Annotated in this window: 9 protein-coding genes; 6 read left to right on the top strand and 3 right to left on the bottom strand. The window is 45.3% G+C overall.

Annotation, left to right across the window (positions count from 1 at the left end; translation table 11 throughout):
* The 3 genes from AAHN97_RS18295 to AAHN97_RS18285 are packed head-to-tail and all read right to left on the bottom strand — an operon-like array spanning position 1 to position 2,859.
* Complete coding sequence (locus AAHN97_RS18295; RefSeq protein ID WP_343303510.1) at positions 1 to 2,121, bottom strand: alpha-galactosidase; 2,121 nt, start codon at positions 2,119 to 2,121, stop codon at positions 1 to 3.
* Between the two features lie 28 nt (positions 2,122 to 2,149).
* Positions 2,150 to 2,293, bottom strand: a complete 144-nt coding sequence (locus AAHN97_RS18290) for a hypothetical protein (protein ID WP_343303509.1) — start codon at positions 2,291 to 2,293, stop codon at positions 2,150 to 2,152.
* Positions 2,290 to 2,859 carry a winged helix-turn-helix domain-containing protein gene (locus AAHN97_RS18285; RefSeq protein WP_343303508.1) on the bottom strand — a complete coding sequence of 190 codons (570 nt, stop codon included), beginning with the start codon at positions 2,857 to 2,859 and terminating at the stop codon, positions 2,290 to 2,292. Before AAHN97_RS18285 ends, AAHN97_RS18290 begins: the two co-directional genes overlap by 4 nt.
* 172 nt (positions 2,860 to 3,031) lie before the next feature.
* Here AAHN97_RS18285 and AAHN97_RS18280 point away from each other — a divergent pair, with 172 nt between their 5' ends.
* The 6 genes from AAHN97_RS18280 (at position 3,032) to AAHN97_RS18255 (ending at position 13,099) form a co-directional block, all read left to right on the top strand.
* A complete protein-coding gene (locus AAHN97_RS18280) occupies positions 3,032 to 4,027 on the top strand; it encodes a LacI family DNA-binding transcriptional regulator (protein WP_074242871.1) in 996 nt (331 codons plus the stop codon).
* Between the two features lie 242 nt (positions 4,028 to 4,269).
* Positions 4,270 to 7,383, top strand: a complete 3,114-nt coding sequence (locus tag AAHN97_RS18275) for a SusC/RagA family TonB-linked outer membrane protein (protein WP_343303507.1) — start codon at positions 4,270 to 4,272, stop codon at positions 7,381 to 7,383.
* A gap of 19 nt (positions 7,384 to 7,402) precedes the next feature.
* Positions 7,403 to 9,238: a RagB/SusD family nutrient uptake outer membrane protein gene (locus AAHN97_RS18270; protein WP_343303506.1), complete on the top strand. Its 1,836-nt coding sequence runs from the start codon at positions 7,403 to 7,405 to the stop codon at positions 9,236 to 9,238.
* 21 nt (positions 9,239 to 9,259) lie between these two features.
* Positions 9,260 to 10,462, top strand: a complete 1,203-nt coding sequence (locus AAHN97_RS18265) for a glycoside hydrolase family 172 protein (protein WP_343303505.1) — start codon at positions 9,260 to 9,262, stop codon at positions 10,460 to 10,462.
* Positions 10,463 to 10,481: 19 nt separating this feature from the next.
* Positions 10,482 to 12,311: a sodium:solute symporter family transporter gene (locus AAHN97_RS18260; RefSeq protein ID WP_343303504.1), complete on the top strand. Its 1,830-nt coding sequence runs from the start codon at positions 10,482 to 10,484 to the stop codon at positions 12,309 to 12,311.
* A complete protein-coding gene (locus AAHN97_RS18255; protein WP_343303503.1) occupies positions 12,308 to 13,099 on the top strand; it encodes a glutamine amidotransferase in 792 nt (263 codons plus the stop codon). The genes AAHN97_RS18260 and AAHN97_RS18255 overlap by 4 nt, the downstream gene beginning before the upstream one ends.
* Position 13,100: the final 1 nt, after the last annotated feature.

The following is a 13,100-nucleotide window of genomic DNA, read 5'->3' as shown; positions in this document are numbered from 1 at the left end:
TTACATTGCCGTTATTTCAAACACCTTGCTGGTTAATTCTTTTTCTGAAGAAACAGGTAAACCTATTTTCATCAGGTAGTCCCCTGAATAGTCTGCTTCCTTTCCATCCGCATTGATCTCTTTCACCTTATATTTCTTTTGAGGGTCAAGCCCGTTTAACCGCACTTTTCGGAACTGTTCTCCATACTGTGTATGAAGATTGTATGCGAATAATACCGACTTCGTTTTATCATTACTAACATACATCAGTACAGCCCTTCTTTCTTTATAAGGAGATATCAGGCGGTATAATGCACCATGTGCGATCACCTCTTTTAAGCGGTTGTAATTTTTGATGGCCTCCTGGCTGAAACGCCACTCTTCTTCCGTGAATTTACTCACATCTATGTCATAACCCAGGCGGCCCATCATCGCTACATCCGTTCTGAACTTCAGGGATTGTTTACCCCAGGAGGTAACGTGACTGGAGATGGTAAAGGAAGGGAAGAAGTAAGAATATCCCCACTGCATGAACACCCTTTCCAATCCGTCTGTATTATCGCTGGGCCAGAATTCAGTAAAGTAACGCAATGCGCCATAATCCACACGCCCGCCGCCACCGGAACAAAGCATCATGGGAAGATGCGGATACTTTGTACGCAGCTTCTCCAGTATTTTATACAGGCTTTGTGTGTAGGCAATAGATAAGGTGGATTGTTGTTCTTTCAGGAAGGGAGACCATGCATTCGTCATCATACGGTTGCAATCCCATTTGATATAAGCGATACCGGGATTTTTTGTCAGCAGTTTATCTACCACATCATATACGAAATCCTGCACGGCGGGATTTACAAGGTCCAGCACCAGTTGATTGCGGAAGTAATCTTCCGGGCGGTTAGGTAATTTCAATACCCAGTCCGGATGGTCTTCATACAATTTACTCTTGGGGTTTATCATCTCCGGCTCCAGCCAGATACCGAACTTTATCTGGTTGGCAGTAGCTTCCTTCACCAGGTGCCCAATGCCATGTGGCAGTTTGGCTTTATTTTCCTCCCAGTCACCCAACCCGGTATGATCACTATTGCGGGGATATTTATTGGCAAACCAGCCGTCGTCCAACAGGAAGAGGTCTGCACCGAGTTTGCGGGTTTCAGCAAAGAGGGAAGTCAGTTTTTGTTCATCAAAGTCAAAACCCGTGGCTTCCCAGTTATTGAGCAATACCATCCTGGAGCTGTCTCCATCCATTACGCCATATTTAGCTGCCCAGCTATGAAAACTGCGGCTGGCGGTTCCTTTACCGGTAGTGGAATAAGTGAAGATGAATGCCGGTGTGACAAAAGATTTGCCTGCGATTAATGGATAATCGGCAGCATAATTATTCATACCTGCTATCATCCGCAAAGAGTTCTGTTCGTCCACTTCAAACGCAAACCGGAAATTACCGGACCATGCCAGTGTGCCTGCCAGTACTTCTCCGTTGTTTTCGTCAGCCGGCTGATCTAAAGAGAGAAAGAAAAAAGGTGGTTGATACATATGTGCCCGGGAGCCTAATTTACTATCCAGGATCTTGATCCCGCTGGTTAGTTCAGTTTCCTGGATTTTCATTTCCTCTGCCCAGTCGCCATGGAATTGTGTGAGCCAGTAATGCGGCGCATCAAAATGCAACATCGCGGAAGCGTAGTTATGCAGGGTCACAGTTCCTTTTTCCCGGTGTGTGACCTCTGTAAAGCTCTTGAAGATATTCTCCCGATAGTAAGCGGTGAGATGCAGCTTTACCTGGATAGCGTATTGTGGATCTTTTAAAGTGATAATAGTTGTGCTGGTATTGGCATCTTCTTTTTTTGTTTCTACCCCTGCAAACACCAGGTCTAAAGAAGGATTGCCATCTTTATGGGTAACGCTTATGGCGGGTTCAAATAAGTCGTTCATACCGGCTGCTATGTAGGCCTGGTGCCTTCCGGCCTTTACTTCTGCAGGTGTTGATAGTTTTTCACCAAGATAACTTTGGTACAGTTTTCCTTTTTCATTTACCTGCAGTAACCATTGCAGCTGATTTGTTTCAATTGCGATCTGCTGCTGCGCCAATAGCTGCGCAGCCGGATAACATACAGACAATACGATGATGAGTAGTTTCCTTTTCATTACTTTGTTTTAGGCCAGTCAGATTATTTTACAATGATTTCCTTCTGATAAGGATAGTGGGTAATACTTCCTGAATCTTTTCCCTACTCAGTACAAAGTCTGTGGCTTTCACTGCCATGAGTTCAAAATCCGTGGAATAAGTAGTGATACCGTTACAGATGATCTCCTTCACGATATCATCATTATGTGAGAATAGTCAGCCGCTAAGGGCTCATACCGGTCTATCATCAGGAATTTATCCATGGGCAGCACTTTCAGGATCTCCGCTGTTTTGGGATGTGGAATGGGCGCTACGACATACATGCCGTATCGCCCTTTAATGGTAGAAACAATGGATTCAAATACCTCTATATTATTATGATGGAAGAAAACATCCAGCTGAATGTTCTCGCCGATATTTGCCCGGAACGTTTTATAAAAAGTTTCCTGGAAGGTGTCAAATGCAAATAACAGCAAAGCCACTTTCAGTTGCTGACCTGTATCATTGCTGCTCACAAAGAAACCTTTCCTGTTACGGGAAGTCACAATACCTCTTTCCACCAGCTCCTTATATCCCCTGGCAATTGTTTCCCGGGCAAAGCCCAGTTTGCTGATCAGTTTATTGACAGAAGGCAGGGCATCCCCTCTGGACAATAACCTGGCGTTAATAGTATTGATGATCCCCTGCACCAGCTGCTCGTGTTTGGACATACCCGGTATCCCCTCCAGCTCATGTATCTGTTCATATATATCCTGCATCTGTTCTGTACTATACTATTCTACTAAACTAATGTCTTTTTTTAATTCCTGCAACTCTTTTCCCAAAAAATAGAATTTCTGAGATTTATGTTCTTTTTTCCAAAAAGGCTATTATATTTGTATAAATGAATGCGTAGTCATTTTTTATTCCACCTTCAGAAAAGACATTCTATTGGAGAAGAAAAATTATACATCACAGGATGTAGCAGATATGGCTGGGGTTTCCCAGTCTACTGTTTCAAGGGTTTTTGCCGGAAATACGAATGTTTCTGCCAAGAAGAGGAAAAAGATCCTCGAAGTGGCAGAGAAGTTGGATTATCAGCCTAATGCTATCGCCAGGGGCCTGATAACCAATAAAACAAAGATGGTGGGTATTGTGATCAAGTATTTTCATAATCCCTTTTATTCTGAAGTGCTTTCTGCATTTTATAACAGGTTATCCTCATTAGGCTATCACCTTATTTTTATCAACTCAGATAATGATGAGATCCAGGCCAGCGAGATCAACCTTTTGATTGATTATAAGGTAGAAGGAGTGATCATTACAGATGCGATCCTCTCTTCTTCCGCAGCCAAGAAACTATCGCGTAATAATACCACCGTTGTACTGTTCAACCGCTATATCAAAGACTCTGAGTCTAAAGCGGTGTACTGTGATAACTACTTTGCAGGCCGGCAGCTGGCCACCTATCTTGTAGAGATGGGGCATAAGTCGATCGCGTTTATATCAGGACCATTCAATACCTCTACCACAATAGACAGGAAACAGGGCTTCGAAGAAGTGCTGGCAGAAAGAGGGCTTCCTCCTTTACACGTTGAAAGCGGAATATATACATATGAGAGCGGGTTTAAAGCAGCCCAGGCTTTAGTGGCCATGAAAGAAAAAGTGGATTGCATCTTCTGTGCAAATGACATTACAGCCCTTGGTGCCATTGAAGCGATCCGGGAAATGGGGTTAAGCATACCCGAAGACATTTCTGTTGTTGGATTTGACGATATCAATATGGCAAACTGGCCATCCTATTCCTTAACCACCTGGAAGCAGCCGATAGATGAAATGGTAGACAATGCCGTAAAACTATTATTGGGAGAAGAAACAAATCAGGAGAATGTCGTGAAATTAAAAGGGAACCTGGTGATCAGAAAATCAGTAAAGGCAAAGAAGTAACGTGCCCTTTTTTTTGAATTAATATGACTACGTATTCAAACTAGTATTTAATATACTGAAATTGAATGGCTGACCAGGTACCGGTCAACCAAACGATACACTATTGACCAAAATCAGCCATAGCTGTCCCTTGTAGCTATGCAGCAGATCAATCTATGTCCGTAAGAGAGGCAAGGAATGTATGATTCCTTACACGTGCGCAATTGTTAAATAAGGCTGAACCTTTTTAAACCTATTTCTTTATGCAATTGTTTACAAGTTCCATGTTTACCGACCGTCTGTTCGGAAAATGTTTACTACTGATGCTGCTATGTTATGGCATCAGCCCACTTTCAACCAAAGCCACCATTACGCCCCTTTCTTTTGTTGTTTCCGGAACGGTTACCAATGAAAAGGATGAAGCGTTACCCGGATCATCGGTACGTATTAAAGGATCCGCCAAAGGTGTTACCACAGACATGAATGGAAAGTTCATGATTGAAGTGGAAAGGGAAGATGATTCCCTGATAGTTAGCTTTGTTGGTTATAAGAACACCACCATTCTTGTAGGCAGCCAAAGGACCGTCATTGTTAAATTAATGCCGGATGAAGAAAGCCAGAAGTTAAATGAAGTACAGGTAGTAGGTTTCGGAACGCAAAGAAAAAGTACCATGGTAGGTGCGGTATCTTCTGTTTCCGTAAAAGAGATCCAGAAAGTGGCCACACCCTCCCTTACCAATGCCATTGGCGGTAAACTTGCTGGTGTGATCACCCGCCAGACTTCCGGTGAGCCGGGATATGATGCCGCCAAGATCTTCATCCGCGGCCTGGTTTCACAAAGCGGTACCAACAAACCACTGATCATTGTGGATGGTGCAGAACGTGAACTGCAGGATTACTGGACCACCATGAACATACAGGAGATAGAAAGCTTTTCTGTATTGAAAGATGCTTCTGCCACAGCGGTATATGGTAACAGAGGTGCCAATGGTGTGGTGTTGATCACCACCAGGAAAGGTACTGTCGGCAAACCCACAGTAACCCTGCGTTCAGAAATGGCTGCGATAGTACCCATGCGCATAGAAGATAACATAGATGGCTTTGAGTATGCATCGCTGCATAATGAAGCATTGGCGAATGTTGGCTTGCCACCTAAATATTCCCCGCAGGAACTGCAGAAGTATAAGGATGGATCTGATCCTTATTTATACCCCAATGTGAACTGGTATGATGTTGTGCTGAAAAGGCGCACCCGCCAGCTGATGAATAACCTGGGTGTATCCGGCGGTACGGAGGCTGTGAGATATTATGTGAACCTGGGATATACCATCCAGGAAGGTATCTATAATGAAGATCCCAGCAATGCCTATAAAACAAACGCTGCGCTGAAACGATATAACTTCAGGTCTAACGTAGATATCAAACTGCGGAAGAACCTTACACTGGAATTAGGACTGTCTGGTATCATCTCAGGTGCTAATTTCCCCGGCCGTGATGCAGGCGGTATTTTCACTTCGCTGAAACTTACAGCGCCCAATGCTTATCCTATCAAAAACCCCAATGGCAGCCAACCCGGCGCATTCGGTGATCTGGCATTGAATCCTTATGCAGTGGTTACACAAACAGGCTACACCAAACAGTTCTACAATACACTGGTCAGCAACCTGGGTGTTAAATGGGACCTCTCGTCTGTAACGCCGGGATTATCTGTACGCGGCCTTACTGCTTTTGATGTGGTGGATATCACGCAGAACGTAAGACAGAAAAGTCCGGCTACTTTCTTCTATACAAAAGATCCTGTCACTGGCGCCGAATCATACAGGCCAATTGCATCTGAGTCTGCATTGGGTTTCTTTAACCTGAATGAAACTTACAGGACCATCTATGGGCAGGTATCTGCTAATTACGACCGCTCTTTTGGAAATCATAATGTAACAGGATTATTGGCCGCGGAAAGAAGGGAGTACGTGAATGTGAACACCACCAGTTCTATCGCTAATTTACCCGAACGCCGCCAGGGATTGGTAGGCCGTTTTACCTATAACTACGATTTCCGTTACCTCTTTGAAGTAAGTGCGGGTTATAATGGATCGGAGAATTTCCCTAAAGGCAAACAATATGGATTGTTCCCTTCAGTAGGTGTTGGCTGGTTGATCTCCAATGAAAACTTCTGGAACAAGAATGTGGTGAGCACATTGAAAATAAGAGGGAACTACGGCGTAGTGGGTAACGACAGGATAGGAGGAGCGAGATTCCTGTTCCTTTCAACATATAATAAATCTGCCGGTGGTTATACATTCGGTCTGAACCAGAATATTAATCCCGGTGGTAAAAGTGAAGCCCGCATCGGTAATGAGAATGTGACCTGGGAAACGGCGTATAAATCAGATATAGGGCTTGATCTTGAATTGTTCCAGGGTAAGGTCACCCTTACTGCAGATGTATTCCATGAGCGCAGGGAAGGTCAGTTACTGGAGCGTAAGATCTTCCCGATCTACACCGGTTACCCTTCAGGATCTATTCCTTATGGTAACGTAGGTATCACCACTAACAAGGGAATAGATGGAAGTATCCAGATCAGGAACACTACCAAAAGCGGTTTCTATTATTCTTTCAATGGAACATTCACCTATGCTAAGAATGTGATCATAGAAAACGATGCGCCCAAAGCTTTATATCCGTACCAGGACCTTAGAGGAAGTGCTATTGGATCAAACCTGGGTTACAGGGCATTGGGTTTCTTCGAGGATCAGCGGGATATAGATAACAGTCCTACTCAGACAGACCTTCAGTCTATCATCCGCCCCGGAGATATTAAATATGAAGATATCAACAAGGATGGCCGGATCAATGATGCAGACCGGGTGATCATTGGAAGTTATGGTTCTGAACCACAGATCATGTTTGGCTTTGGTGCTACGGCAGGATGGAAAGGTTTTGATGCTACGATCTTCTTCACGGGCGCAGCCAGGAGAGACTTTTTCTTCACACAGGGCTGGACGGCCTGGGCATTCTCTGGTACTGTTGGCAGTTATAATGTAATGCAGCAGGTATATGATAAACGCTGGGTTGCAGGAGCAGATAATTCAAACGCTGAATTCCCTGCTGTAAGGGCCGGTAGTACCAATAACTACATCGGCTCCACCCTCTGGCAGCGGAGTGGAGATTACCTGCGGATCAAAAATGCGGAGATCGGATATACCATCCCTGTGAGCATCACACACAAAGCCACGCTTAAAAGCATCAGGGTATTTGTGCAGGGAACTAACCTGGCTACCTGGGATCATATAAAAGTGATCGATCCTGAATCCAATTTTGGAACGGGCAACTATCCTGTTACGCAGAATTTCAATTTTGGATTAGAAGTTAATTTTTAGCCATTCAAAACAAGCTATTATGAAATCTATTACAACGCTGGTGCTCATTACGCTGCTTTTGATAACACCGTCCTGCATGAAGGACTACCTGAATAAAACACCGGATGAAGATCTGACAGTTGATAAGGTATTTACCAACCCTACTTTTGCGGAGCAATACCTGGCCAATATTTACTGGCATCTGCCCAAGGAGATCGCTTTTGTAGATAATCCGGGTGCAGGTAATCCGCCCAATAATCCATTTACAGCAGCATCTGATGAAATGGAATTGAGTTATGAGAATAACTTCGCCCAGGTGATGAATACAGGTAACTGGAATCCTACTACTTACACACAGGATATCTGGTCGCAATGTTACATCGCTATCAGAAAAGCGAACATCTTCCTGGAAAACATTGATAAACTGCAACCTTCAGAACTGGCCACTGCCGAAAGGATCAGCCATTGGAGAGGGGAAGCACTTTTCCTCCGGGCATTCTATCACTTTTGCCTGATCAGGGTATATGGACCTGCTCCGATAGTAGATAAAACAGTTCCGCTGGACGATGACTTTAAGGCCACTAGGCGCCAGCCTATCGACAAATGTGTTGATTTTATTGTCAGTGAATGTGATAAAGCCGCTGCATTATTACAGCCAAGGATCACAGCGGAGAATGATTATGGAAGACCATCGAAGGCAGCTGCAGCAGCCCTGAAAGCAAGAGTGCTTTTGTATATGGCCAGTCCTTTGTGGAATGGTAACCCTGAGTATGCAGGATTGAAGGATAAAGAAGGTATGCGCTTATTCCCGGATGCGCAGCCTGCCAGATGGCAAACAGCCGCTACTGCTGCTAAAGCCTGTATTGATCTGGCAGAATCCGTAGGGTTTAAAATATACAAGTCTGCTACCAACGATCCTGTAAAGAATTACCAGGAAGTATTTTATGTTAACTTTAATGACGAGGTATTTTTTACCAGCAATGATCCCGGCTACAATAATATTGATGCCTACAGCGAGCCGAGAGGTATGCCAGGTGCCTTTTGGCCACTGCAAACACCTTCTCAGGATATTGTAGATGATTATGAAATGGCGAACGGCCTGCGTCCTATCCTTGGATACAATGCAGATATGACGCCTGTCATCAACCCGGCCTCAGGATATAGTGAGAATGCACAGGCAGCTGCCGCCACTGCCTATTATTATGCCGGTACCCGTACAATGTATGTAGGCAGGGAACCACGTTTTTATGCAAGTATCAATTTCACCGGTGCAAAATTTAAAACAACACCTCCACAGAGCAGGACCACGCCATTACAGTTTTGGAAAGGAGGGCTTGATGGCCGTCCTGTTGCAAGTGGTGAAAATTTCAGCAGAACGGGGTATCTTCTGAAGAAACTTACACAGCCGGCATTTGTGATGCAGCCCAAGGCTGACCCGCCCAGGGTATGGATCTTCTTCAGACTGGGAGAACAATACCTGAATTACGCAGAAGCACTGAACGAAGCACAAGGACCCGTTGCGGATGTTTATAAATACGTGAACCTGATCAGGGAACGTAGCGGCCTGCCTGGTTTACCATCAGGATTATCACAGGCGGATATGAGAGAAAGGATACGTCACGAACGCAGGATAGAACTGGCATTTGAAACACACCGCTATTTTGATACACACCGCTGGCTGACCGCAGAAAGTATTGATAACAAAAACATTTATGGCCTCGATGTATTGACCTCAGGATATAACATCGCCAGCGATGCATTTTATAAGAGAACAGCAATAGAGAAAAGGGTTTTTCAGAAGAAGCATTACTTATGGCCGATCCAGCAGCGGGAAATAGAGAAGAACCCGAACCTGGTACAAAACCCCGGCTGGTAGAATTGATAAATTATTTTTCGGATGATAAGAACATTGTACAGTACGCTCCTGCTAATCCTTTTTTGTGGAATAGCACAGGCACAGGAGTTATACGATCTGCCAGCCGGAGCTGAAACCCGTTGGATCAGTTTAGAGAACATTGCCGGTGCCAAAGGAAAAGGTGGCATGGAAAACAAGGGCGCGAAGGGCCATGCTTCCGAATGGCTGAAAGCAGGAGAAAGCAAAGTAATGATGGACTATGATGGTGCCGGTGTGATCAACCGCATCTGGCTGACCATTATAGACAGAAGCCCGGCAGCGCTACGTTCTATGTATATAGAAATGTATTGGGACGGTGCCACCAAACCAGCGGTATCTGTGCCGCTGGGGGATTTCTTTGGAATTGGCTTAGGCCGCAGAACAGCCTTTCAAAGTGCATTGTTCTCAGATCCTGAAGGCAGGTCTTTCAACTGTAATATTCCCATGCCTTTTAAGAAGCATGCAAAGATCGTACTGGTGAATGCTTCAAAAGTTAACCAGCTGTTGTTCTATGATGTGAACCTCACACGCCTGAAAAAGCATCCGAAAGAGATTGCTTATTTCCATGCATGGTGGAGCACGAATAGTAATAACAGCAAATTGGGAGATGACTTTGAAATACTGCCACGTATAAAAGGGAAGGGCCGCTTTTTGGGCACTAACCTCAGCATTATCGCAGACCCGATCTATGGTGATACCTGGTTTGGAGAAGGAGAAGTAAAAGCTTACCTGGATGGTGATAAGGAATATCCTACACTGGTAGGCACAGGTACAGAAGACTATATAGGCTCTGCCTGGAACCTCGGTGCTTTTTCACACCTGTACCAGGGCGCACCTATTGTTGATAAAGCGAAGAAACAATTTGCTTTCTACCGTTATCACATCCCTGATCCCATATACTTTAATACAGACTGTAAGATCACCATCCAGCAAATGGGTGGGGCAGGAAGAGACCTGATCAGGGGGATCGCCAAGGCAGGTGGTAAAGTAAAGCCGAATTCGGTGATGACGCCCAAAGGATTGATCAAGTTATTTGAAGATTCCTCTTTCCCGGATATCAATGATGATAAATTCCCGGCGGATGAATGGGTGAACTTTTACAGGGTGGATAATTATTCTGCCACCGCATATTTCTACCTGGATAAACCAGAGAATGAACTGCCTCCGTTGCAGCCATTGACAGAACGACTGATAGGCATACTTTGATAAACCGGAAATGTTGCATATGAATTGGCATCAATTAGACATTTTGATCGTAGCTGCGTACATCCTGCTGATGCTCGGAATCGGGTTCTGGCACCGCCGCTTTGCTAACAAAAGCATGGATAATTTTTTCCTGGGTGGCCGTAAGATCCCCGGGTGGTTAAATGGCGTGTCTTATACTTCAGCATTGGTGAGTCCGGATGCGGCTACCGGTTACGGAGGATTGGCTGTGGCAACAGGAGGTTTTATCTGCTGGTGGTACCTGAGCCGTTTTGGCCTGGCGCTGTTCCTGGGAGGTGTGTTGTTTGCGGTTTTCTGGAGAAGGTTGAATTTATTCACCACACTGGAATTCTATGATCTGCGTTTTCCTAAAAGAGCAGCAGCTGCCATGCGGTTATGGATTGCTATCCGGACTTCATTGATAGCCATGCCGGCCTGGACGGGGATTACCTTACTGGCAGCTTACAAGATCATGGGGCCCGCCTTTGATCTTACCAAACTGCAAACACTTTATCTCGTTGTTCCTATATCCCTGTTATTTGTTTTTTCTTCTGGATACAAGGGAGTAGTTGTATCCAACTTCATACAGATGATCATTTTCCTGGCTGGTACTTTAATGCTGGCCTATCTCACCCTTGATCACTTTGGAGGAGCAGCTGCGATGGTGGAAGCCATTGGCAATAAATTCGGACCCACTGGTAAGGAAATTCTGGGTTCGGTACCACCTGAAGATCATGCAATATTCCCCTTGGCTGCAGCCTTCGGCTGGCTCCTGGGGCAAAGTATTGGTTATGGTGGAGACGCTGCTCCAATGGGTGGCGCGATGGAGGGGCAACGTATCCTCTCCACGCGTACGCCCGCAGAAGCATTAACCATGTATGTTGTGGCAGCTATCAGCATGTTCTTATTGCTTTTACTGGTTACGCTGCCCAGTATAAGCGCAGCGGTGATCTGGCCGGAATTGCGTGAGACCGGAGCAGACCGGGAATTGGTGTATGGACGATTAATGAAACTCTTATTACCCACTGGTGCCATGGGATTAATGGTGGCAGCGATGCTTGCCGCAACTATGTCTACCGTTGGAGACAACCTGAACTTTGGCAGCCAGGTATTGGTGAGTGATATCTACCGCAGATGGTTTGTACCCAAAGCAAAAGAAGCACATTATATGCTGATGGGAAAAATAGGCATGGTGGTTATCCTGGCTTTGTCTGTAGCAGTGGTATTCAATGTACTGATCATTACGGACGTGGCCATATTCATGCTTTCACTCAGTGCAGCGGAATTACCGGCAAACTGGGCACAGTGGTGGTGGTGGCGGTTCAATGGACCGGCACGCGTAGCAGCATCTTTTGGCGGGGCCGGTGTTTTTTGTCTTGTTGTTGTGGGGCCTAAGTTACTTGCTTATTTCGGCGTGCCATGGGCAGACAGCCTTATCATTGCCTGGTATTGGCAAACATTGTTAGTGATGGGCTTAACCACTGTACTCTGGGTAACAGTTGCCCTGCTCACCAAACCAGATCCTGAAGAGTTATTACAGAGCTTCTATCTCAGGGCACATCCATTGGGATGCTGGACGCCATTTAAACACCTGGATAAACCAGGTACGGAAGGCGAATTTAAACCTGTTTTCCAGGGCATCTTTATTGCCATCATCGGAACAGGATCTGTTTCATTTTTTATTCTCGGGCTAACGCATGTCTGGTTTGCAAAATACCTTTCCGGCGCATTAACAATAGGGGCATCTGTGATCGCATTTATTGTTTTCTGGCAGCTGGCAAAGAGGTATCTCGCCTTCCTGGCTACCCGTGCTGCAGATAACACAATAACGTATAAAAATAGTGCAACATGAAACAACGCGATCATTTACTTTACCTCGGAGATTGGGTATTCAGCGTAGGACCATTATTTATTGAAACACCTTTTGGAACAGAAACAAAAGATGCAGACCTGCATTTCTATGGCAGAAGGCTGGTAAAAGCCATTGATCCGGTAATGGATGTAACCAGCATGGCTAACTGGGAACTATATCGCATGCAGCCAGGCAGACTGGAGGAGATCCTGGAAACCTCTGTAGGGCTGATCATCAGTGATGTGGAAGCAAAATGTTTTCACCTGTTCCCCAGCTTCTTTGACCGCGCACTGCGCAAAGACACAGTGGTTACTTTCCCTGACAGGCTTACTTCTATAAAAAGCTGGATAGAAAATGGAGGTGGATTAATGATGCTGGGAGGCTGGTTATCTTTCAGTGGCGCATTAGGCAAATCAGGCTGGGGAAGAAGTTCTTTTTCCAATGCATTACCTGTTCAATGTATGGCTACAGAAGACCTTGTGGAATCTTCCGCAGGTTTCACTGCAGAAGTATTGGTGCCTGATCATCCAGTTGTAAAAGGACTTTCATGGGAAACCTTCCCACCGATCTTCGGGTACAATGAAGTGACCGAAAAACCGGAAGGAGAGGTGCTGGTACGGGTAAAAGAAACCGGGCATCCGCTGGTAGTGGTAGGAACATATGGTAAAGGACGTGTACTCACTTATATGTCTGACCCCGCACCACACTGGGGGATCAATTTTGAGCTGTGGGATAGCTATGATGCATTCTGGCAGCAATCGCTGAACTGGATTAAAAAGCAAAGCTGAA

The sequence above is a fragment of the Chitinophaga niabensis genome, assembly GCF_039545795.1.
Lineage (GTDB): Bacteria > Bacteroidota > Bacteroidia > Chitinophagales > Chitinophagaceae > Chitinophaga > Chitinophaga niabensis_B.
This window is presented reverse-complemented; position numbering and strand designations above follow the sequence as displayed.